Origin of the sequence: Hyphomicrobium sp., from assembly GCF_035572195.1 — a bacterium.
In the GTDB taxonomy this organism is placed as follows: domain Bacteria; phylum Pseudomonadota; class Alphaproteobacteria; order Rhizobiales; family Hyphomicrobiaceae; genus Hyphomicrobium_B.
This window is the reverse complement of record NZ_DATNBA010000149.1, coordinates 20069-41684: the sequence shown is the minus strand read 5'-3', so window position 1 is coordinate 41684 and position 21616 is coordinate 20069. Positions and strand designations below refer to the sequence as shown.

Genomic DNA, 21616 nt, shown 5'->3' with positions numbered 1-21616 from the left:
CTTGCCCATGCCGATTGAGAGATCGAAACATTGAAGTACATTTCAACGCGAGGCGCGACGGAAACACTCGGCTTTGAAGAGGTTCTACTGGCTGGCCTGGCGCGCGACGGAGGCCTTTTCGTCCCGGAAACGTGGCCCGTTATTCCCGCCGAGACGATCGCCTCATTCGCGACGAAGCCATTTGCCGAGATTGCGGTCGAAGTGATTCATCCGTTCATGGCCGGCGAAATCTCCCGCGATGAACTCGCCCTAATGGCCCGCGACGCCTACGCTGGCTTTGATGATCCTGAAATCACGCCGCTGGTCAATTTACGGCCTGGCCTGACGATCCTCGAACTTTTCCACGGGCCGACGCTCGCATTCAAAGACGTTGCGATGCAGCTCTTGGCTCGGCTGATGGATCACGTGCTCGAGAAGCGCAACGCTCGCGCCACGATTGTCGGCGCAACATCGGGCGATACCGGCGGAGCCGCGATCGAAGCCTTCCGCTATTCGAAGCGCATCGACATCACCGTTCTGTTTCCCGCCGGCCGCGTCTCCGACGTGCAACGTCGCATGATGACGACGCCGAAGGAGAAGAACGTCCATGCCGTTGCCGTGCGCGGCACGTTCGACGATTGCCAGGCGCTCGTCAAAGCCATGTTCAACGACCATGCATTCCGCGATCGGGTTGATCTTTCCGGCGTCAACTCGATCAACTGGGCGCGCATCGTCGCGCAGGTGACGTACTACTTCTACGCATCGTCGAGGCTTGGCGGCCAGCCGCCATTGTCATTCGCCGTGCCGACCGGAAACTTCGGCGATATCTTCGCCGGCTATGTCGCCAAGCGCATGGGTCTTTCGATTGACAAGCTGATCATTGCATCGAACGAGAACGACATTCTGCCTCGCGCCGTCGCGACCGGCGCTTACGCAATGAAAGATGTGGTTCCGACGTCCTCGCCGTCGATGGACATTCAGATCTCATCGAACTTCGAGCGCTATCTTTTTGAGGCCTCCGGTCGCGATGTCGACCTCATTTGCAGTTCGATGGCGTCTCTCGTCGCCACTGGCCGCTTCGAGCTCCGACGGCTATGGCCGCGTCTTCAGGCAGACTTTGCCGCGGCTTCGGCCTCGGAAGACGATGTCACCGCCTGCATCAAGACAACGAAAGAACGTTTCGGCTATGTTCTCGATCCGCACACGGCATGCGCCGTCGTTGCTGCCGAGCGCATCGGCGGCAACAACGAAACGGTCGTGCTCGCAACCGCCCATCCCGCCAAATTCCCCGATGCCATCGAAGCCATCACCGGAACGCGGCCGGCGCTGCCAAGCCGGCTTGCCCACTTGATGAGCGATCCCGAACGCTTCGAGACGCTGTCAAATAGTCTTTCTGCCGTGCAAGACTTCGTTCTGAGGCACCGCCGTGTCACCTCGAGGGCCACATAATGACGACTGAAATCACCACGCTTGCCAACGGTATCCGCGTGGCGACGCAGCGTATGGCGAACCTCGAAACGGTCTCGCTCGGCGTCTGGGTGGCGGCTGGCTGCCGGCACGAGCGCGATGACCAGCACGGTCTCTCTCATTTCCTCGAGCACATGGCGTTCAAAGGCACGAAATCGCGGTCGGCCCGCACGATTGCTGACGAGATCGAAAGCGTCGGCGGCGAGCTCAATGCATCGACCGGACTTGATACGACGGCCTATTACGCCCGCGTTCTGGGCGGGGATGAAACGGTAGCGCTGGAACTCATCGCCGACATTCTGCTCAATTCGAAATTCAGCCCCGAAGACCTCGACAAGGAGCGCGTCGTCATCCAGCAGGAAATCGCCGGAGCCGACGACAGCCCCGACGACCTCGTCTTCGATCTGATGCAAGGCGCCGCATTTCCAGAACAGGCGATCGGGCGGCCGATCCTCGGCACCAAGGCAAGCGTCGGCCGGTTTCGGGCAGCCGACCTGACCTCCTATCTTGGAGAGCACTATCTGCCTGAGGACATTGTGGTTTCGGCTGCAGGCGCCGTCCACCACGACCGTATCGTCCGCCACGCTGAGGCCCTATTCGGCGGGCTCACTCGCGGCAGTCGTGGGGTTGAATCGCAGGCGCGGTATCGCGGCGGCTTTGCGGCGTCGGGTAAGCCGTTTGAGCAAAGTCACGTTCTGATTGGATTGCCGTCGCCGTCCTGTCTCGACAGGGCGTTCTACACGGCGCAGGTTTTCTCCGGCCTGTTCGGCGGTGGGATGTCGTCTCGCCTGTTTCAGGAAATTCGCGAAGATCGAGGCCTTTGCTATTCGATCTACTCGACGGTGTGGGGGTTGAAGGATATCGGAATGCTGACCGTGCATGCAGCAACCGGGCCCGAAATGGTCGATGAGCTTGCTGACGTGGTAGCCCAGGAGCTTGCTGCGATTGCCGAGGCGGGACCGACCGAGGCCGAGCTGCAGCGGTCTAAGGCTCAGCTCAAGGCGGGCCTGCTGATGGCACTCGAAAGTTCGTCGGTAAACGCCGAACAAATGGCGAGACAGCTGCTCGCGCACGGCAGATTGGTAACGACCGCGGAGCTGATCGATGAGGTCACGAGCGTCGATCGTGAGCGAGTCAAAACTTACGCCCGGCGTTTGATGAGCGAAGTGGCCTCTGTGGCGGTGGTTGGCTCGGGCAGAAAGTCGGCGGGTCAGGCGTCCCGCGTGGCAGAGCGATTCTCGGCTTCTGACGCGCGATCGCCGCTGGCCAACGTGTGAGGTGAGGACAGGTGGCTTTCCTTCGCTCAATCCGGCCGGACGAAGACCTGGAGGTTATCCGGGGACAAACGCTGACGCTGCGTCAGCCGGCGGTTGTAGATTACGCCGAATGGGCGGAACTCCGGGCCTTGAGCCGTGCACATCTGACGCCGTGGGAGCCGACGTGGGCCTATGACGATCTGGCGCGTCCCATGTATCGCCGACGCCTCCGGGCTTACGCAAAGGATATACGCGACGACGCGTCCTACCCTTATTTCATCTTCGATGCCGAGTCAGACGCATTGATGGGCGGAATAACCCTCTCGAATGTGCGCCGCGGTTCGGCGCAGACGGCATCGCTCGGCTATTGGATGGGCGCACCCTACGCCGGCCGCGGACACATGCGCGCCGCGGTCGAGACGTTGATGCCTGTCGCGTTTGGACTGCTCCGCCTGCATCGCATCGAAGCGGCAACGATGCTGAGCAACATCGCGTCCATTCGCGTGCTCGAATCGAGCGGTTTCACGCGTGAGGGGGTGGCGCGCGCCTACCTAAAGATCAATGGACGGTGGGAAGACCACCTGCTTTACGCGCGTGTCGCGACCACGCCGATATCGGCCGCACCGCGGCAAGGCGGAGGGGCCTGATGCCAAGCGGGGGAAGCAGCAGAGGGCAACACCGAGCGTCACGGCTCGCCGCACTCGTGGTTGCGGCCTTCGCGCTTTTCGCCGGCACCGGCGGCGCCAATGCCCTGACGCCCATTCCCGTTCAAGCCGATCAAGACCGCGTTGAGATCACGACGCTAGGCGATGCGTACGAGGGCCGCGGCGACAGTCTGCAGGTCGAAACGGCCGTGGGCGGCGAGGGCGTATCGGGCCGCATGACGGTGCGCGCATCGGTTCCCGGAACCAGCCCCAACTGGATGGTGTTCGCGCTAACGAACAAGTCGGACAAGTCGCTTGAGCGACTGTTGACGGCCGATCGTTACACGGTCGTTGGCTCAGGCACGGTGTGGCCCGATCTCGACGCCCGCCGGATCGAAAGCATCACGCCGTCCGTCGGTTTCGTGCCGGAGCGCATCAAAAACGACAAGGCGGATGTCTTCCGCATCACGCTGGAGCCCGGCCAGACGATCACGTACGTCGCCGAGCTTGCCGGCGACAGGTTTTCCCGCGTCTATCTCTGGCGGCCGATCGATTACGAAATCAAGAGCCGCGATCGCCAGCTTTTCAACGGTGCTATGCTGGGCCTGACAGGCCTCCTCGCGATCTTTTTGACGGCCGTCTTCGCAGCCAATCACAAACTCATCTTCCCAGCCGCCGCACTCGTGTCGTGGGCGGTGCTCAATTATCTCTGCGTCGATTTCGGATTTTTCCACAAGCTGTTCAACTTGAGGCCGGAGGACAACGCCATCTATCGCGCTGCCGGTGAAGCCGCAATGGCCGCCAGCTTCGTGATCTTTCTTTCGACGTTCCTTCGCCTCGGACTGTGGCACGGTATCGTCCGGATGATGATCGGCGTCTGGATAGTGGCGCAGCTGACGTTGATCGCCGTGGCCGTCATCGATCCGCGCCTTGCCGCCACCTTCGCTCGTCTGTCGTTCCTTGCAATCGGCGGCGTCGGCGGGATGTTCACGGTGTTTTTGGCGTTCAAAGGTCAGGATCGCGCCCTTTCGATCGTTCCGACGTGGGTACTTTTCCTTGTCTGGATCTTTGCAACGGGCATGACGCTCAGCGGGCGCATGTCCGGCGACATCGTCGTTGCCAGCCTCATTGCGGGTCTCGTTCTGGTCGTCATCCTGATGGGATTTACGGTCACCCAGTTTGCATTCCGATCGATGGATACGGCCTATGCCGGCGCGCCGACAGAATTACAGGGACGCTCTTTGGCACTCGCTGCATCCGGCTCCTCGGTCTGGGAGTGGAATATTCGCCGCGACGAAATCAAGGTCGGCTCGGAGGTCGAGATCAGCTTGGCGCTGATGCCCAGCGAACTTTCAACCAAAGTCGACGAGTTTCTGAAGCACGTGCATCCGACCGACAAGGAGCGCTTCCGCGTCATGCTGATGTCCGCACAGGAGCGTTCGGGCGTCAGAATAAAAACAGACTTCCGCCTCCGGCATTCGGACAATAGCTGGCGCTGGTTCGAACTCGAGGCGGCGAGCGTGCCGAATTCAGACGGCCGAACGCTGCGCTGCGTCGGTCTGTTGCGCGATGTTTCGGACGTGAAGCGCGCCCACGAACGCCTCCTTCATGATGCCGTGCATTGCAGCCTGACGGGTCTTCCCAATCGTGAACTCTTCCTCGACAGGCTGAAATGCGCCGTTGCTCGGGCAAAGACCGACAACAGCGTCAAGCCGGCGGCGATCTTCATCGACCTCGACAAATTCAAGAGCGTGAATACCTCGTTCGGCTTAGTGCGCGGCGACAGCCTGCTGTTGACGGTGGCACGCCGGCTCCAGCGCCACTTGGGCCCTCACGATACCGTCTCCCGGGTCGGCGGCGATCAATTCGCGATGCTGTTCCTCGGCGAGCGCGAGTCCCGCAATCTGCCGGCGCTCGCAGAGCGCGTGCGCCGCTCGCTGAGGGCGCCCATCCCACTCGCAAATCAGGAGATCGTTCTGACCGGCTCGATGGGCGTCGCGGTATGGGACGGCACGCAAACGGCCGACAACGAGCTTCTGAAGGAAGCCGAGCTGGCGATGTATCGGGCCAAGCAGAGCGGTTCAGATCGCATTGAGATCTTCGATCCGGGCATGCGCCGCGATCGAGACGGCCACATCGAGGTCGAAAGCGATTTGCGCAAAGCGCTCGAGAAGGGTCAAGTCAAAGTCCTCTACCAGCCCATTGTCTATTTGCCGACGAAGGAACTGGCGGGATTCGAAGCTATCGTGCGCTGGGAACACCCGCAGCATGGGCTTTTGAACCCTCTGTCTCTTGTTACGGTCGCCGACCAATCGGACCTGCTCATAAAGCTCGGGTCCTATGTCATGGTTCGTGCGGCAAAGGATGCGGCGCGCTGGCTTACCGAGTTGCCGCGAGCCGAACGGCCGCTCTTCGTCAGTATCAATGTTTCGAGCCGGCAACTTTTCCGGCCCGAGGCCATTCAGGAAATCAGACATGTTTTGGGTCGCAACATCGTGCCGACCGGCACCTTGCGGCTAGAAATCGCCGAAAGCCTGGTCATGGAAAATCCGGAACAGGCGGCGGACGTCTTGAAAGTTCTTCGCGGATCGGGCGTCGAGCTTGCTCTTGATGACTTCGGCACCGGTTACTCGTCACTCGCTTATCTCAACCGGTTTCCGTTCGATACGATCAAGATCAACCGTGAACTTGTCCGCAGCAGCGGTTCGGCGAGCGGCGCCGCGATCATGCGGTCGATGGTGGCGTTGGCGCATGAGCTGTCCAAGACAGTTGTCGCGGAGGGCGTCGAGCGCGCCGACGAGGCGACGTTCCTTAGGTCGATAGGGTGCGAGTACGCGCAAGGCTATCATTTCGGCGAACCGATACCCGACCGCGCCGTCACGCAGCTTCTGAAGGTGGTGCGCCGTTCTGAGCGCAAAATGCAGCCGCGTGGTTTCTTCCGTCCGAAGCAGAAAACGGCTGTGCAGGACGTGGCGACAAAGCCCTCGCGAACGCCTGCGGCTAACGGTGCAACACCCAAATCAGCAGCCTTGCCGGCGGGCGCCGTCGTGCGGCAGCGACAGAAGGCCAGCAACGACAAAGGCCGCGTAAACGGCGCTGCAAATATCCTGACTTCACCTTCTGCCGTGGACAAAAAACCCGCTGCGATACTGCAAGGCGCGGTCACAACCGGCAGCCCGCCTCCGCCCCCACCCCCGTTGCTAACGCCGCCGCGGCCCCTTCGGCAGCAGCAGTTGCCGCCGCAAAAATCCGCGCCGATGGCCAAACCGCTATCGCCGCCACGTCCGGCCGCAAACATTCACAATTTCGCGAGGCCGTCGCTGCCTAAGCCCGGACCCGAGCCAACGCTTGACGGGTTGCAGCCGAGCATCGTGACGCCGCTTGCCGAGGCGCTGGAACGTGCCTCTGCGCAGCCGGGACCCGTGCTTCCGCTGCCGCCACAGCCGCAGCTTGCGCCAGCTTCGATGCCGCCCTCGGCGCCGCCACTGCGCAATGGCAGCCCCGGCATTGCCGCGGGCGAACCACCGCCGCTGCCTGTCGGCGACGTGCCGACGACGAAGTCACCAGCGACGCGGTCGCCGTCGACGATGCCACCCTCGACGCAACCTGATTTCTCGTCGTTGCCGCCATCGATTGCAGCTAGCCTCGCACGGCTTGCCGGCAGTGCTCCTGCTGTTAGAACTGAAGGCAAAGGCGCCGACTCGGACACGCCCAGGACCGAACCGAAGATTGCCTCGAATGCCGGTTCAGGCGGGGTTTGAGGTCAGCCGGCATTCCTTCATCGCGGGCGGATTAAACGACCGGAGAAGTCTCTCGCGCGGACGTTAAGCGTGTCCGGCGTCGCTAACGAGATGTGACAGATCGATGCCCATTTTCCCAAGGGCGCGCGAATACTTGTTCTCGAGATCTTCGTCGAAGATCAGATCGGGATCGGCCGGGCAATGCAGCCAGCCGTTGGATTGGATCTCCGTCTCGAGCTGTCCCGGTGACCAACCCGCATAGCCTAGTGCCAACACGGCTCGCGTCGGACCGCGGCCCTGCGCGATCGCCTTCAGAATATCGATCGTGGCCGTTAGACATACGCCCTGCTCGATGGCGAGCGTTGAATCCTCGGAGAAGTAATCCGAGCTATGCAGCACGAAGCCGCGCCCCGTTTCGACCGGTCCGCCGACCTGGATCGAGAGCGACAACACGTCGCTCGTAATCTCGTCATCGGGATTGCGCGCCGAGATGCCGAGCCTTTCGAGCAGGTCGGGGGCGCTGATATGGTTGGCGCGTTGATTGATAATAAGACCCATCGCCCCTTCGGGGGAATGCGCGCAAACGTAAATGACCGAGCGCTGAAACCTGCGATCGGACATTGCCGGCATCGCGATGAGCAGCTGCCCCTCGAGTTTGATTGCCGACCGCTTTGTTCGGCTCTTCTGTCTAGTTGACTTCATGGGGCAAAGACTAAACCGATAGCATGGCGACGTGAAGATGCCCAAAAGTGCCGAAGAAAAACCTTAGCGGTAACACCAAGGTTCGGGCGCCGAATATTGTCTATAACGGCAGAACGCTTCAGACGTTCGGCCCGCAAGCGAAAACGTGAAGCGTGTTGCCCAAAAGGGTAAAGACCGTGATGAAACTGGCTCTGTTTTTTTTGGCATTCAGCGCGTCGGCGGCTTGGAGCAGCGCCACGGAGCCCGCTTCAACGGAGTGGTTTCAAGGTTTCAACAATAAGGCTCGTCTGGTCGCGGGCCACGCCGTTCGCGACGGCCAGAAGGGGCTCTATGCCGGCGTTGAAATCGAAATGCCGAGCGGTTGGGATACCTATTGGCGGTCGCCGGGAGACGCTGGCGGCGTTGCGCCCGAATTCGACTGGCAGGGATCGGAAAATCTCGATTCCACGCACGCGCTTTATCCCGCACCGCAGCGCTTGCACACCAAGGCCGGAGACGTTGTCGGCTATACCGATCGCGTACTGTTCCCAATCAATCTGACGCCGAAGGACGCCAGCAAGCCCATTACGCTTCACGGCAAGATTGCCTATGGCGTGTGCAAAGACATATGCATTCCAGCGGAGGTCGAACTTCAGATCACCATTCCGCCCGGCATCGGCGCGTCCGAGACGTTGACGAACGTCCTTGCTCAGGTCCCGCGTCCCGATGCGCGGCCCGATATTGATCCTTCGCTTGCTAATTGGCGACTCGATCAAACGACGGGCAAGCCAAAGCTCGTATTGAACGTCGCGACGATATCGCCCGCCAGCGCCGATGCATTCGTCGAGGCACCCGGCGGCGTTTACGTGCCGTTGCCGAAGCGCGTTGGCGACGCCGCCGGCAAGGCCGTGTTCGAGGTCGATTTGACCGATGGCGTCGATCTCAAGAATTTGAAGGGCAAACCGCTGACGGTGACGATGATCGACGGCAAGGGACAATCCGAGACGACAATTACACTTGAGTAGGTATCCGCCGCCGTACGGCCCGGACGCCGCAATGCAGGAGCAAGAACGCCATGACGATCAAGGTAGGCGACCGTTTGCCGGACGCAAAATTCACCGTGATGGGTGCCGACGGACCGGCGCCAAAATCCGTCAAGGAAGTGTTCTCAGGTAAGAAAGTCGCGCTCTTTGCGGTGCCCGGCGCCTATACGCCAGCCTGCGATAAAAATCATATGCCGGGCTTCGTCGAACGCGTCGATGAACTCAAAGGCAAAGGCATCGACACAATCGCCTGCACCGCCGTCAACGATATTTTCGTGCTGACGCATTGGGCAAAAGACAGCGGCGCCACCGGAAAAATCGAGATGTTGGCCGACGGCTCGGGTGATTTCGCCAAGACGATCGGTCTCGACATCGATCTTTCGGAGTTCGGTCTGGGGCTGCGCTCCAAACGCTACGCGATGCTGGTCGACGATGGCGTGGTCAAGGCTCTCAACGTCGAAGATAGCCCGCCGGTTGTCGATAAGTCGAGTGCCGCCAATCTGTGCTCGATGATCGACCGTTCATTTTAGGCTGTCGGCGGGCGCGCCGCGTGCCGAACCCGGCTTGAATGGCGCCATCGCAAGACGGGCCAACTCATCGGCGCGTTCGTTTTCGGGGTGCCCAGCATGGCCTTTGAGCCAGTGCCACGCGACCTGATGCTTGTCGCGAAGAGCGTCGAGCTTCTGCCAGAGTTCGGCGTTCTTAACGGGCTTCTTGTCGGCCGTCCGCCAACCATTCTTTTTCCAACCGTGTATCCAGGCCGTGATGCCGTTCCGCACGTAGGCGCTGTCGGTCCACAGTTCGACATCGCTGCGCTTCTTCAAGGCTTCGAGCGCCGAGATCGCGGCCAGCAACTCCATGCGATTGTTGGTCGTCAGCGCTTCGCCCCCGCTGATCTCTTTGCGATGGTCTCCCGATATCAGGATCGCACCCCAGCCTCCAGGCCCCGGATTGCCGGAGCAGGCGCCGTCGCTATAGATCAGAATTTTCGGCAACGGTGTACTCATCGCGCCAACTCGCAGCCATAGCCGGCGATCGATGCAACAGATTTGTGGAAGCGCAGGCGGCGCACGTAGTCGAAGGGATCTTTGCGGGCGACAAGTGCATCCTTCGGCGTATTCAGCCAGTCGAAACTGCGCGTCAGCAGGAAGCGCATCGCTGCCCCGCGGGCAAGGATCGGCATGGCGTCGCGCTCCTCTGAGCTGAGACGGCGCACGCTATCGTAGCCCATGAGAAGCGCCCGCCCCTTGGTGGCGTTGAAATCGAAATTCGGCTCGAAGCACCAGGCGTTGAGACATATGGCGATGTCGTAGGCGAGCGCGTCGTTGCAAGCGAAATAAAAGTCGATCAAACCGGAAAGTTTTTCACCGATGAAGAAGACGTTGTCGGGAAAGAGGTCTGCGTGGATGACGCCTTGAGGTAATCGATCCGGCCAGGACGATTCGAGGAACTTCAGCTCGGTGCTGATAAGGTCCCTCAGTCCCGGCATGATCTCCTCGGCACGGGGGGCAAACTCATCGAAAAGCGGCCGCCACCCCTGTAGGCCGAGCGCGTTGACGCGTCGAAGCGGAAAGCCCTGTCCCGCAACGTGCATGCGCGCCAGCGCTTTTCCGAGTTCAAGGCAGTGCGCAACTTTCGGCCGCTTTGGCCACATGCCTTCGAGGAACGTGATGAGCGCGGCATGCCGGCCGGCAAGCACGTTGAGAATGTCCCCCTTGGCGTCGCGCACCGGTAGGGGGCACGTGACGCCGCGCGCCGAGAGGTGCTCCATGAGCCCGAGAAAAAATGGCAGATCGTCGGGATCGACGCGCTTCTCATAGATCGTCAGGATGAACGTGCCCTTCGTCGTGTGCACGAGATAGTTCGTGTTCTCGACGCCCTCGGCAATTCCCTTGTACGACAGAAGTTCGCCGAGCCCATAAGCGTCTATGAAGCGCGCAAGCTCCTCGTCGCTGACTTCTGTATAGACCGCCATGCCGCCTCCGCGCGTCGAATGCAGCTTTAATGCTGCTCGGCCGGGGCGCGCGCAAGCCTAACCTCACGCGGAATGTTGAAGATCACCCGCTCTTCGAGCGTCGTCACTACGTCGATGGACACGTCGTAGCGTTGACGAAAGGCCTCGACTACTTCTTCGACGATGACTTCCGGAGCCGAGGCCCCAGCGGTGATGCCGATCGCCTTGGCGCCTTCAAGCTTCGCCCAGGGAATGTCGGCAGCACGCTCGACCAGTACGGAGAATTGACATCCGGCGCGCTCGGCGACCTCGACGAGGCGCAAGGAATTGGAGCTTTTGGGGCCGCCGACGACGATCAGTCCGTCGATGCGTGTCGCGATCGCCTTCACCGCGTTCTGGCGGTTAGTCGTCGCGTAGCAGATATCTTCTTTCACCGGGCCGTTGATCCCCGGGAATCGCGCCTTCAGGATTTCGACGATTTCGGCAGTGTCGTCGAGCGACAGGGTCGTCTGCGTCACGTAGGCGAGATTGGTTGCGTCGCGAGGCAAAAACGATCGTGCCTCGTCAGCTGATTCGATCAGATGAATGGCACCGTCCGGAAGCTGCCCTAAGGTGCCGACGACTTCGGGGTGGCCGCGGTGCCCGACGAGAACGATCTCGCGGCCCTGCTCGTGGTGGCGGGCAACCTCCATGTGAACCTTCGACACCAGCGGGCACGTTGCATCGACGATGAACATATTGCGGCCGCGGGCGCTGGCCGGAATGGCTTTGGCGACGCCGTGTGCTGAAAAGATCACGGGTTGAGTCGTATCCGGAATTTCGTCCAGCTCGTTCACAAAAACGGCGCCTTTCGCCCTCAGGGAATCAACAACATAACGGTTGTGCACGATTTCATGACGGACGTAGACGGGAGCGCCGAATTTGGTCAAAGCCTGTTCTACGATTTGAATCGCGCGATCGACGCCGGCACAGAAACCGCGAGGCGCAGCAAGCAGAATTTTTAGGGGTGGCTTCGGCACGGTCACTTCGTTTGGTTAAGGCCAACTATGGACGAGCGCAGTTCTTTATACTCATCCGTCGCGTCTGAAAATGCGGTTGGATGCCGGCGGCTTCGGATGCTACGGTCCTTTTCGGACAATACAAGGGGCCGAGACTCACAAACTCGGGGGATGGTGTTGGTCAATTCGGGTTACAGGCGTCCTCGCAGAGAGGATGCGTCTGCTTCGCGCGGATGCCCCGTTGCGCCGGCTCGTGCTCTGCTGTTCATTTCCCTCAGTTTCTCCGTCAGCGCGCTCGGTGGCTGCGGAATGTCGTCGCTGACGTCCGGCATCGGCGGCGGAATGTTCGGCGGCTCTTCCCAGAACACCGAAGTGTCTTCCGTCTCCGAAGATCAACTTCTCGCCGCAGCCAAGACCTCCGATCCGAATGCGACCGGTAGTACGAGCGTTGGTGAGGTGGCAGCCGGCTGTCCTCGTTTCATCGTGGCGCCGCACGACAACTACATCACCTTCTATGAAGAAGGCCACGTCGGCGACGGGATGTCCGTCACCCAACGCGGCGAGATTACGAAGACGGCACGCGAGTGCCAGGTGGAGCCCGGCCGTGTCGTCGTGAAATATGGATTCTCGGGCCGGGTGCTGCTCGGACCGAAAGGCAAGCCCGGGAATATTTCGCTGCCGGTCACCGTCGCAGTAAATGACTCCAAGCGCGCTACGATCGCCTCAGATAACGTCAAGGTCGACGTCGATGTCGGACAGGATAAACCGATCGCCTACTTCTCGACCGTTCGTACGATAACGTTCCCGATCCCCGAAGGATCGCGGCCCGGAGAATTTGAACTTGTCGTCGGATTTAACAGCAAAGCATCCGGCTCCGGTTGATTGCTAAGGCCACTCGCCGGCATATGAAGCTCGTATAAAAAAAGCCACGCGCGAGCGTGGCTTTGTTGTTTCCAGAGTACGCCCGAGTTAGTTGAGCTTGCCCCTGAGATCTGAGATCGACTGCGAAATCAGCGTGTCGCCGGTAGCACCGCCAGCACGTGTCTTCAAAAGTTCCCGCGCCGCTGTAAGTGCGGTCTCGACGGCGGTAGCGCGGACCTCGCTTAGCGCCTGAGCTTCGGCGCGCGCGATCTTTTCTTCAGCAATCTTCGACCGGCGTTCTAGGCTCTCGGCGAGCGCCTTGCGCGCGTCAACAGCCAGCAGCTCCGCTTCTCGCTTCGCCTGTTCGATGATCGTCTGCGCTTCGGCGTCGGCTTCGCGGGCCTTGCGCTGATAGTCGGCCAGAAGCGATTGGGCATCCTCGCGGAGCTTGCGCGCTTCATCGAGTTCCTTGCGAATGACGTCGGCCCGGTCGTCGAGCATTTTGCCGACCGACGTGGGCACGCGGTAGTAGATCAACAGGCCCACGAACGCCAGAAAGGCGACCAGAACCCAGAAAAGCGGATCATTCGGGTTGAACATGCTCAATCCTCACTCGCCCGGAGCCGGACGCAGCACCTTCTTCACCTCGTCGGGCGAAATGTCCTGCCCAATGAGTTTCGCGACCACCGCACGCGCGGTATCGGCCGCGATATCGCCGATCGCCGTCACGGCCTTCGACTTCGTCTGGGCGATACGTGCATCGGCGCCTTGCAATTTGGCGGCGATCTGCGCGTCGACCCGGTGGCGTTCGGCATCGGTCTCCGCGGCGAGCGAGTCCCGCGTCTCCTTCGCGATACCGGAGGCATTGGAACGCGCATCCGCGAGAGCCTTCTCGTAGTCGGCGAGCGCCCTGTCGGTATCGATCTTGAGGCGGGTTGCCGCGTCGATATCGCGTTTGATCCGATCGCGGCGCTCCTCGATCACCTCACCGACGCGCGGCAATGCGATCTTCTGCATGACGAAAAGCAGGATCAGGAACGTCACCGCCAGCCAAAAAAGCTGCGGGGTGAAGTGGTCTGGATTGAGCTGCGGCAGGCCTTCGGATTTGGCGGCTTCTTCAGCCGCCTCCGCCGTAACCGCAAGCAGTAGTGTCATGCCGGCAAACATAGTCGCCTCCGGTTAATCGGCTGCGCCCAGTCTCAACCGTAGAGGATGATGAGTGCGATCAGAAGTCCAAAAAGGCCGGTCGCTTCGGCAAGCGCGAAGCCGATCAAAAGGTTCGTGAATTGGCCAGGTGCCGCCGACGGATTGCGCATGGCACCCGACAGATAGCTGCCGAAGATGTTGCCGATGCCGACTCCGGCGCCGATGAGCGCGCTGCATGCGAGGCCTGCGCCAATCATCTTGGCTGCTTGAAGTTCCATTTCGAAAGTCTCCCTTTGCGTTTGCTCTTACGTCGAAAATCTCGTCCCTTCTCAGGAACGTTGGATTAATGGTGCATGTTGACGGCGTCGTTCAGGTAAATGCAGGTCAGGACTGCGAAAATCAGTGCTTGTAGGAATGCCACGAGAACCTCGAGACCAGTGAACGCCACCATGAAGCCCGTCGGTGCGATCTTGCCCCACCAGGGCAACACAACGGCAAAGGTCGCGAACACTTCGAGCATCGTGTGCCCCGCCATCATGTTGGCGAACAGACGCACCGAGTGGCTGATCGGACGGATGAAATAGGAAATGAGCTCGATCGGAATGATGATCGGCATCAGCCAGAAAGGCACGCCCTCAGGCACGAAAAGCCTCAGATAACCGAGGCCGTGCTTCCAGAAGCCGACCATCGTCGCGACGATCCAAACCATCGCGGCCAGCGCGAATGTCACGATGATGTGGCTCGTGACCGTGAAGTTGCCCGGGATCAAGCCGATGAAATTGAGCACTAAGACGAAGATGAAGATCGAGAATACCCAGGGGAAAAACTTCATGCCGTCTTGGCCGAGGTTTTCCGTCACCATGCCGGCAACGTACTCGTAGACGATCTCGGCCATGGACTGGACGCGTGAGGGAACGAGCGAGCGGCCGTTCATCGCCAAAATCATGAAGCCGCAAATGAGCACCAGCGACACGATCATCATTAGCGACGAGTTCGTGAACGAGACATCGTACCCAAAGAGATTGAGAGAAAAGATCTTGTGAATCTCGAACTGGACCATCGGTCCTTCGTGATGGACAGCGCCCTCGATGCCTGCGGTAGCCACGATCTATCCCCTCCGTCTCATTCGTCGTCGTCATCGGCGACCGACGGCGCCGCTCTTTGCAGCGGCTCGTTTTGTGCTTGCGCCTGCTGGGCGGAGCGAACGACGTTTAGAAGGCCCGCCGCAAACCCGAGGATGAACAGCACGATCATCAACCAAGGTGCCGTCCCGAACTGCTTGTCGAGCGCCCAACCCAGGCCGCCTCCGACAACCACCCCGACGACCAACTCGCCCGCGAACTTGAAGGCTGGTCCAAAGGCGGACTGAGACGTCTTGACTGGCGATCCGCCGGCAGGTGCTCGCCGCAACTTGAGTGCATCGAGCTTCTGGCCGATTTCCGCCGACCGTTGGCGGATGGCTTCGCGGTCTTCAGGGCTAATTCTGCCATCCCCGGACGAATGATCCTTGCCATTGGCTGACATGGTTCAAGCCATCCAGAATACGCGGAAATCCAGCCGCTGCGGGAGATCGACGGCGCGGACCATAGATAGGGGGTTTAGGGGTGTCAAGGAATTGGGCAGCGGCGTGTCAGCCGTCGGGGTATGGCGAAACGGCGCATATCCAGGGGCCGCGCGCGATTCAGCTACGATTGTTTCGCCAGGGTCAGGCCGCAGCACTTATGGCTGCACGGCCTTTCCGGGATTTTCCGGTGCTGTCGTCGATGGCAATGGCTTCGCTGCCGGGGGAACGCCGGTGGCTTGTCCCGATTGGGCACCCTCCTGCAACGAGCCGTCCATCGGCGCAGGCGTCGCATAAAGGAAGGCCAACACGAACCCTGCGAAGACCAGGACGATCAGACTTGTTGAAAATATCAACACGCGCAGGTTGGCTTTCTGAGAGTTCGCCTGCCGCGCGTCGGTAGGTTCGAGAACCTCCCCACGTGTGGGAGAATAGTGTTGCTGTTTCACGGGCGATCTCCTTCTCCAGACAAGGAAAACGCGCGCTGTTGACGATAGGTTCCCCCTAGTGGAAAGGGGCTGGGAGCGCCTTCCAGACCGGTAACGTTAGCTAGCCTCGCGGAAGCTCTGTGCCGTCTGCAGGTCGACCGAAACGAGCTGCGAGACGCCTTTTTCGGCCATCGTCACACCGAACAGCCGGTTCATGCGGGCCATCGTCATCGGGTGGTGCGTAATGACGAGGAAGCGCGTCGCCGTCTCGCTGGCCATTTGCTCCATCAGCCTGCAGAAGCGGTCGACGTTGGCATCGTCAAGTGGAGCGTCGACCTCGTCCAGAACGCAGATCGGTGACGGGTTCGTCAGGAACACGGCAAAGATCAGCGATAGCGCCGTTAACGTCTGTTCCCCGCCCGAAAGCAGCGACAGCGTTGCCGGCTTCTTGCCGGGCGGCTTGGCGATGATTTCGAGGCCGCCTTCCAGCGGATCTTCCGGGCTCTCGATCATTTCGAGACGCGCTTCGCCGCCGCCGAACAAATGCGTGAATAGCCGTTCGAAATGACCGTTGACGATCGTGAAAGCCTCGTCGAGCCGCGCCTTGCCTTCCTTGTTGAGTTGCTGGATGGCGCTACGCAGCTTCGCGATGCCTTGCTCGAGATCGTCGCGCTCGGCGATGAGGTTTTCGAGTTGTTTTGAAACTTCGACGAGGTCTTCGTCGGCTTGCAGATTGACGCCGCCCAAGCGTTCGCGATCGGCTTTGAGCCGCGACAACTGCTTTTCGACATCTGCCAGCGGCAGCATCGATGTAGTGTCGGATAATGCCGCAATCGCAAGGCAATCCTCCGGCGCAACTTCGAACGTCTCACGAATGTGTCTCGCAGCCTCCTGCCGGCGCTGCCGCGCATTCTCCAGCCGCGTCTCGATCCTGGCGTTGGCTTCCCGCGCGTTCGAAACATCCGCTTGAATGGCACGCAACGCTTCTGACGCCGCCCGCATGGCCGTCTCTGCGGAGTTCAGCATATCGGCGGCGCTGCGACGTTCCTCGTCGGCGCGCGAAAGTGCCGACAGCAAGGCGTTGCGCTGAGCCGCGATCCGATCAGGCAGATCGGCGTTGGCGTCAATTTCACTGCGCGCCTCGCCGAGGCGGGCGTCGAGGGAACCAATCTGTTGCTCGGCGCTGGCCTGCCGGCTTTGCCAGCGTGCGATATCGGCGATGACGTGGCGGATACGCTCGGCGCGGATTTGCCTGTCGCGCTCGATACTGCCGAGGCGAACGCGCGAATCCGAAACCGCGCGGCGGGCTCGCTCGGCGTCGGCCTGCGCGGTTTTGAGCTGCGGTTCGAGATCCTCGCCCTTGCTCATCGTGACGATGTGCGCTTCGATCTCGACGTGCCGCGCCTGAGCATTGGTCAAATCTTCATCGGCTCGCGACCGTTGCGCTGAGACGCCGGCCAGTCGCGTCTCGCTTTCGCGCTGCAACTTTTCCAGCGACGTCAGTTGCTGCCGGATCTGTGCCAGCTCGTTTTGCCGCTCGCGCCACAGTTGGCGAAGCCGCCGCTCTTCCGCTTCGGCCTTCTGGGCCGCTTCGGCAGCGGCACGTTCGGCGTCGATCGTATCCTTGGCCTCGTTGAGAACGGCCTGCGCCCGGCGGTCCAGTTCCAGAAGGCGGTTCTTATGCGCTAAGCGCTGAGCAGCCGGCGTCACACCGCCTGCCGCGGCGACGAAGCCGTCCCAACGCCAAAGATCGCCTTCACGCGACACCAGCCGCTGGCCCGGTTTCAAATGCGGTTGCAGGCGCGAACCTTCGGCCCGCCTCACGACGCCGATCTGGCGCAGCCGTCGCGTCAGCTCCTGCGGCGCCTCGACGTGCATCCCAAGCGGTTCGGCATCGGCAGGCAGCGCATGGTCCTCAGCAGGAAGGTCGAGGTGGCGCCAGTGGACGCTCGCCTCCGGCGCCAGCGGCGCTTCGAGATCATCTCCCAGTGCGGCGCCGAGCGCCGTTTCGTAGCCCGGCGAGACGCGGATGTGATCGACGGCCGGCGGGTAAGCGCCTTCGTCGGCTCTCGCCAACAGCTTGGCGATCGTCTCGCGTTCGGTGGAGAAAGCGTTGGCAGCAAGACGGATACGCTGTGCTTCGTCGTGACGGGTTCTGGCTTGCGCCTGTGCCATCCTGACCGCCTCTTCGGCGGCCAGCGTCTCTGCCTCGATATCGGTGATTTCCTGAGCAAGCGCGTGGCCGCGCTCGGAAATGTCGCTCAGCTGTGCATGGTCGGGCGCCTTCGACGTGATGTCTTGGATTTGCGCATCGAGTGACGCGACCTGCCGGGTCATCGTCGCGACGAGATCCTTGCGTTCGGCAAGCGCGGCTTCGAGGCTCCGGAGCTTGGCGCGCACTTCGGCCGCACGGTGCGTGATCTCGGCGAAATGCGCGTCGGTCTCTACGCGGCGGGCTTCGGCACGTTCGAGTTCGCTGCGTTCCCCGGCTTCCTCGTCGACGGCCTTGAGTTCGGCCTCCTTGATGGCCGCGAGATCGGCTTCGAGGTGAACCAGCGTTTCCTTGGCTTCACGGACGAAACCGGTTTCACGCAAGAGATCGGCGTCGAGTTGCTTGGCTCGGGCTTGAAGTTCTCGGGCCCGTTCGGCCGCACGCTCCGCCTCGCGATCGAGATTTTCCTGCTCGATCTTGAGCCGGGCGAGCGCCGCGGCCTTCGACGCTTCCGCCTCGCGAAGTGGCGGCAAACCTTCGGCGAGCCGCAATTCCTCGTTGAAAGCCTTTGCTTCGCCTTCCGTCGCCGATCCAAGACGCATCATCGCGTCCGTCAGCTGCGCCTCTTCCTGCTCGACACTTTGCTGCGCGTCCTGCCATCCGAGGTGCATCGCAAGCGCTTCGTTCTGACGGATTTCGCTCGAAATCTCCTTGTAGCGGCGCGCCTGCCGTGCCTGCCGCTTGAGCGATTCAGATTGCGATTGAAGCTGACCGACGACATCGCTTAACCGCTCGACGTTGGCTTCGGCGGCCTTGAGTCTCAGTTCGGCTTCGTGGCGGCGCGTATGCAGTCCCGCGATGCCGGCTGCGTCTTCGAGGATACGGCGGCGCTGTTCCGGCTTGGCGTTGACGAGTTCGCCGATCTGTCCCTGCCTGACGAGCGCCGGCGAGCGCGCCCCAGTCGCCGCATCTTCGAACAAAACCTTGACGTCGCGCGCCCGCACTTCCCGGCCATTGATACGGTACGCGGAGCCCGCTTCGCGCTCGATGCGGCGCGTCACTTCAAGAACGTCGTTGTCGTTGAATTCAGCCGGCGCCCGTCGCTCGCTGTTGTCGAGGAACATCGTGACTTCGGCGCTGCCGCGTTCGGGCCGCGCCGTCGTGCCGGAAAAGATCACGTCGTCCATAGCTGCCGCACGCATCGACTTGTGCGAGGATTCGCCCATCACCCAGCGGAGCGCTTCGAGCAGGTTCGACTTACCGCAGCCGTTCGGACCGACGACCCCCGTCAGGCCCGGCTCGACGACGAGTTCGGTCGGATCGACAAAGGATTTGAACCCCAAAAGTCTGAGCCGCGTGATTTTCATGTCGTGTCGAAGTCCTCGATGCCTGCTCTTGGTGGCTCAGGACCGTTGCGAGCGCGGCGCTACGGACTAGCCGCTGCGGTCGGCGTGCCGCCCTGCTCGACATAGTCGGCGATCTCGGCAATCGTCAGCTCTTTCTTGATGAGCTTGTCGCCAATGAAAAAGTTCGGCGTTCCGACGATACCGAGCTTGCGCCCGCGATCCTTCACCCACTTGAGATTCTCGATCATGCCTTGATTCTGCAAGCAGGCGTCAAACTGAGCGCGCGTCATCCCCACCTGTCGCGCTACGGCGAAGATCGCATCGGGGCGCACTTCCAGCGACACCCATTGCGGCTGTTGCTCCATGAACTTCCCATAGAGTTCGAGATATTTGTCGGGCGGCGCGCATCTGAGCGCAATCGTGGCGTTGCCGGAGGTCTTGCCGATCGGAAATTCGCGCAGGATGTAGCGGACTTTGCCGGTATCGATGAAGCGTCGCTTCAGTTCCGGGTATGTAACCTTGTGAAAATTCCGGCAATGCGGGCAGGTCATCGAGGCGTATTGCACGATCGTGACGGGAGCGTCCGGCCTGCCCCAGCTCATTTCGGGCAGCGGACTGGGCGCCATGATATCGGCAATGGTCGGGTTTTTGATGACTTCGCGACCGCCCGAGTTCGTTGCGGCGGTGTCGGCGAACGGCGACGGCATGCCCTCGGCCTTGGCGGCTCCGATCGACGGATAGGCCGCGCCCGAGGCGGAGTTATCGGCGGTCACGCTTGCCGTCAGCACCGGCAGGTTGTTCGCGCTGCATGAGGCCAGCGTCGCCGCGATGCCGACGACCACGACACGGCCCAATAAGCGCATGAATTGCATCACGATGTCCGGTTACTTCGCCGCCAGCAGTGGGCCGATCACCTTATCGAACGATTCAATCGTAGGCGCTTCTGTCAGGCGCTTGCCGTTGATGAAAAACGTCGGAGTGGCACTGACGCCGAACGTGTCGCTGGCGCGCGTCCGGGCAGCGGTGATCTGGTCCAACAACTTCTGGTCGGTCAGGCACTTATCGAAGCTTTCCTGCGTAAATCCGGCCTGCTTCGCTATGTCGAACAGCTTCGGCACGGGATTGCCCTGCACGAAAGCCCAGTCGGCCTGTTTCGCGTAGAAGGTCTCGATCAAAGGAAGCGTCTTGTCGCCGCCCGCGCAGCGCGCCAGCATCGATGCGGCGGAGGCGAGATTATCGAGTGGGAATTCGCGGAAAATGTAACGGACCTTGCCGCTGTCGATGTACTTCTTCTTGAAGTCGGGAAAGACGTTGTTGGTAAAGTGAGCGCAGTGCCCGCACGTCATTGATCCGTATTCGACGACGGTCACCTTCGCGTCCGTCGGACCGAGGCTGATTTCGGGGAGATCGGTTGCCTTCATCAGCTCCGCGACCGGAACTTCGGCGGGGCCTTTCTCCTGTGCAAGGCTCGGCTGTGCGGCGACGATTGCAAATCCCGCGACGGCGGCCGTGGCTGCAACGCTGAGCAGCGCGGCCCGGCGCGACCAGGAAAAGCCTACAAAAACATTTCTGAGATCAAACAAGGTCCTGGCTCCTTTCGGGCGCCTCCACGGGCTGAACCGTATAGTGCACGCCGCCTAGCATGGTTTTGCCGCCCGAATAAGCCGAAAGCGCGCTGAATAGCAACTGAACGTGTGGTAATTTTGGGTCAGCCGGCCGGTTCAAGGCGTCTAGGTGGCACTTGCGATACTGTGCCCAAGTTCATCGAGCGCTGCCGTCAGGTCTAGCTTATCGGTCGCGGCGCGCACGGGACGCGGTCCGGGGCTCTGCCGTGTGGTCGCACCCGCTGCCACCTCCGCCGTTCCGGGCACCTGGACAACGCGCAGCTGTGCAATTGCCCGGTAGCCGAAATAGCGGTTTATCCGGTCGACGATATCCTGCGTGCGGTATGAAATTTCGAGTGCGAATGCCGGATCACACGCAATGACGAGGGTCGCGCCCGCGGATGCCGTCCCATCGCCCGAAGCATCCGTCCGAGCTTTCGAACCGCGCGGCCACTTGATTGCCTCAGGCCGCGTCAGGCGCGCCAGATCGGCGCCGACTATCGTTTCCCACGATGTCATGATCTCGGCGCTGTGGAACCCAAACCTTTCGAAGGCCGCGGCTGTTACCTTCGGCACGAAAGCCCCGACGGCGCGCGCGAAATGGCCTTTGCCCTGCCGCCTGTCTGGCGGCAACGGCCGCGCCGGCGCTGTGGGTTCGCGATTTGCCAAGGGGTGCTGTGTCTCGTGTTGGCTTGT

21 protein-coding genes are annotated in these 21616 nt (G+C 61.2%); 7 read left to right on the top strand and 14 right to left on the bottom strand.

The genetic code is table 11. The features are described 5' to 3' along the window. Positions 1 to 30: 30 nt before the first annotated feature. From thrC to VN623_RS12695, 4 genes are read left to right on the top strand one after another with little or no spacing between them, the layout of a single operon-like run. Complete coding sequence (gene thrC, locus VN623_RS12710) at positions 31 to 1428, top strand: threonine synthase (protein WP_325571441.1); 1398 nt, start codon at positions 31 to 33, stop codon at positions 1426 to 1428. Next, complete coding sequence (locus VN623_RS12705) at positions 1428 to 2723, top strand: pitrilysin family protein (RefSeq protein WP_325571439.1); 1296 nt, start codon at positions 1428 to 1430, stop codon at positions 2721 to 2723. The genes thrC and VN623_RS12705 overlap by 1 nt, the downstream gene beginning before the upstream one ends. An 11-nt stretch (positions 2724 to 2734) precedes the next feature. Next, the gene (locus tag VN623_RS12700) at positions 2735 to 3349 is read left to right on the top strand and encodes a GNAT family protein (protein ID WP_325571437.1); all 615 of its coding nucleotides are present in this window, start codon (positions 2735 to 2737) and stop codon (positions 3347 to 3349) included. After that, positions 3349 to 7107, top strand: coding sequence for an EAL domain-containing protein (locus VN623_RS12695; RefSeq protein WP_325571435.1), 3759 nt, complete (start codon positions 3349 to 3351; stop codon positions 7105 to 7107). Before VN623_RS12700 ends, VN623_RS12695 begins: the two co-directional genes overlap by 1 nt. A gap of 63 nt (positions 7108 to 7170) precedes the next feature. Here VN623_RS12695 and VN623_RS12690 read toward each other — a convergent pair whose 3' ends face one another. Next, complete coding sequence (locus VN623_RS12690; RefSeq protein ID WP_325571433.1) at positions 7171 to 7788, bottom strand: YqgE/AlgH family protein; 618 nt, start codon at positions 7786 to 7788, stop codon at positions 7171 to 7173. 179 nt (positions 7789 to 7967) lie between these two features. Between VN623_RS12690 and VN623_RS12685 the strand changes: the two genes are divergently transcribed. After that, positions 7968 to 8792 (top strand): protein-disulfide reductase DsbD domain-containing protein, encoded by an 825-nt coding sequence (locus VN623_RS12685; RefSeq protein ID WP_325571431.1) that lies wholly within the window; start codon positions 7968 to 7970, stop codon positions 8790 to 8792. 50 nt (positions 8793 to 8842) lie between these two features. After that, positions 8843 to 9340: a peroxiredoxin gene (locus VN623_RS12680; protein WP_325571429.1), complete on the top strand. Its 498-nt coding sequence runs from the start codon at positions 8843 to 8845 to the stop codon at positions 9338 to 9340. Here the strand turns inward: VN623_RS12680 and rnhA are convergent. Genes rnhA through ispH form a run of 3 tightly spaced genes read right to left on the bottom strand, consistent with a single transcriptional unit; the run spans position 9332 to position 11789 of the window. Continuing rightward, positions 9332 to 9817 (bottom strand): ribonuclease HI, encoded by a 486-nt coding sequence (rnhA, locus tag VN623_RS12675; RefSeq protein WP_414653218.1) that lies wholly within the window; start codon positions 9815 to 9817, stop codon positions 9332 to 9334. The genes VN623_RS12680 and rnhA overlap by 9 nt on opposite strands. Continuing rightward, positions 9814 to 10785 (bottom strand): homoserine kinase, encoded by a 972-nt coding sequence (locus VN623_RS12670; protein WP_325571428.1) that lies wholly within the window; start codon positions 10783 to 10785, stop codon positions 9814 to 9816. The genes rnhA and VN623_RS12670 overlap by 4 nt, the downstream gene beginning before the upstream one ends. 26 nt (positions 10786 to 10811) lie before the next feature. Beyond that, entirely contained in the window at positions 10812 to 11789 is a 978-nt protein-coding gene (ispH, locus tag VN623_RS12665; RefSeq protein WP_325571426.1) for a 4-hydroxy-3-methylbut-2-enyl diphosphate reductase, read from the bottom strand. Between the two features lie 282 nt (positions 11790 to 12071). On the opposite strand from ispH, the gene VN623_RS12660 reads away from it, so the two are divergent. Beyond that, on the top strand, positions 12072 to 12644 hold the full coding sequence (locus tag VN623_RS12660) for a hypothetical protein (protein WP_325571424.1): 573 nt from the start codon (positions 12072 to 12074) through the stop codon (positions 12642 to 12644). 87 nt (positions 12645 to 12731) lie between these two features. Here VN623_RS12660 and VN623_RS12655 read toward each other — a convergent pair whose 3' ends face one another. From VN623_RS12655 to VN623_RS12610, 10 genes are all read right to left on the bottom strand, one after another. Then, complete coding sequence (locus tag VN623_RS12655) at positions 12732 to 13223, bottom strand: F0F1 ATP synthase subunit B (protein ID WP_325571422.1); 492 nt, start codon at positions 13221 to 13223, stop codon at positions 12732 to 12734. A 9-nt stretch (positions 13224 to 13232) separates the two neighbouring features. Then, a complete protein-coding gene (locus tag VN623_RS12650) occupies positions 13233 to 13790 on the bottom strand; it encodes a F0F1 ATP synthase subunit B' (protein WP_325571420.1) in 558 nt (185 codons plus the stop codon). Between the two features lie 32 nt (positions 13791 to 13822). After that, entirely contained in the window at positions 13823 to 14047 is a 225-nt protein-coding gene (locus tag VN623_RS12645) for a F0F1 ATP synthase subunit C (protein WP_325571418.1), read from the bottom strand. A 65-nt stretch (positions 14048 to 14112) separates the two neighbouring features. Then, on the bottom strand, positions 14113 to 14829 hold the full coding sequence (locus VN623_RS12640; RefSeq protein WP_325571443.1) for a F0F1 ATP synthase subunit A: 717 nt from the start codon (positions 14827 to 14829) through the stop codon (positions 14113 to 14115). A gap of 62 nt (positions 14830 to 14891) precedes the next feature. Further along, positions 14892 to 15293 (bottom strand): AtpZ/AtpI family protein, encoded by a 402-nt coding sequence (locus tag VN623_RS12635; protein ID WP_325571416.1) that lies wholly within the window; start codon positions 15291 to 15293, stop codon positions 14892 to 14894. 195 nt (positions 15294 to 15488) lie between these two features. After that, positions 15489 to 15779, bottom strand: a complete 291-nt coding sequence (locus VN623_RS12630; RefSeq protein ID WP_325571414.1) for a hypothetical protein — start codon at positions 15777 to 15779, stop codon at positions 15489 to 15491. A 96-nt stretch (positions 15780 to 15875) separates the two neighbouring features. Next, positions 15876 to 19337, bottom strand: a complete 3462-nt coding sequence (smc, locus tag VN623_RS12625) for a chromosome segregation protein SMC (protein ID WP_325571412.1) — start codon at positions 19335 to 19337, stop codon at positions 15876 to 15878. Between the two features lie 59 nt (positions 19338 to 19396). Beyond that, positions 19397 to 20188 (bottom strand): DsbA family protein, encoded by a 792-nt coding sequence (locus tag VN623_RS12620; RefSeq protein WP_325571410.1) that lies wholly within the window; start codon positions 20186 to 20188, stop codon positions 19397 to 19399. Between the two features lie 12 nt (positions 20189 to 20200). Then, positions 20201 to 20899 carry a DsbA family protein gene (locus tag VN623_RS12615; RefSeq protein WP_325571408.1) on the bottom strand — a complete coding sequence of 233 codons (699 nt, stop codon included), beginning with the start codon at positions 20897 to 20899 and terminating at the stop codon, positions 20201 to 20203. A gap of 147 nt (positions 20900 to 21046) precedes the next feature. Continuing rightward, on the bottom strand, positions 21047 to 21589 hold the full coding sequence (locus VN623_RS12610) for a DUF721 domain-containing protein (RefSeq protein WP_325571406.1): 543 nt from the start codon (positions 21587 to 21589) through the stop codon (positions 21047 to 21049). Between the last annotated feature and the right edge of the window lie 27 nt (positions 21590 to 21616).

Coding starts and splice junctions, on each gene's coding strand:
- VN623_RS12705 (WP_325571439.1), top strand. CDS start 1,428: ATGACGACTGAAATCACCACGCTTGCCAACGGTATCCGCGTGGCGACG.
- VN623_RS12640 (WP_325571443.1), bottom strand. CDS start 14,829: ATGGTCCAGTTCGAGATTCACAAGATCTTTTCTCTCAATCTCTTTGGG.
- VN623_RS12635 (WP_325571416.1), bottom strand. CDS start 15,293: ATGTCAGCCAATGGCAAGGATCATTCGTCCGGGGATGGCAGAATTAGC.
- VN623_RS12655 (WP_325571422.1), bottom strand. CDS start 13,223: ATGTTCAACCCGAATGATCCGCTTTTCTGGGTTCTGGTCGCCTTTCTG.
- VN623_RS12650 (WP_325571420.1), bottom strand. CDS start 13,790: ATGTTTGCCGGCATGACACTACTGCTTGCGGTTACGGCGGAGGCGGCT.
- VN623_RS12685 (WP_325571431.1), top strand. CDS start 7,968: ATGAAACTGGCTCTGTTTTTTTTGGCATTCAGCGCGTCGGCGGCTTGG.
- VN623_RS12695 (WP_325571435.1), top strand. CDS start 3,349: ATGCCAAGCGGGGGAAGCAGCAGAGGGCAACACCGAGCGTCACGGCTC.
- smc (WP_325571412.1), bottom strand. CDS start 19,337: ATGAAAATCACGCGGCTCAGACTTTTGGGGTTCAAATCCTTTGTCGAT.
- VN623_RS12660 (WP_325571424.1), top strand. CDS start 12,072: ATGTCGTCGCTGACGTCCGGCATCGGCGGCGGAATGTTCGGCGGCTCT.
- VN623_RS12645 (WP_325571418.1), bottom strand. CDS start 14,047: ATGGAACTTCAAGCAGCCAAGATGATTGGCGCAGGCCTCGCATGCAGC.
- VN623_RS12620 (WP_325571410.1), bottom strand. CDS start 20,188: ATGCAATTCATGCGCTTATTGGGCCGTGTCGTGGTCGTCGGCATCGCG.
- VN623_RS12690 (WP_325571433.1), bottom strand. CDS start 7,788: ATGAAGTCAACTAGACAGAAGAGCCGAACAAAGCGGTCGGCAATCAAA.
- VN623_RS12680 (WP_325571429.1), top strand. CDS start 8,843: ATGACGATCAAGGTAGGCGACCGTTTGCCGGACGCAAAATTCACCGTG.
- VN623_RS12670 (WP_325571428.1), bottom strand. CDS start 10,785: ATGGCGGTCTATACAGAAGTCAGCGACGAGGAGCTTGCGCGCTTCATA.
- rnhA (WP_414653218.1), bottom strand. CDS start 9,817: ATGAGTACACCGTTGCCGAAAATTCTGATCTATAGCGACGGCGCCTGC.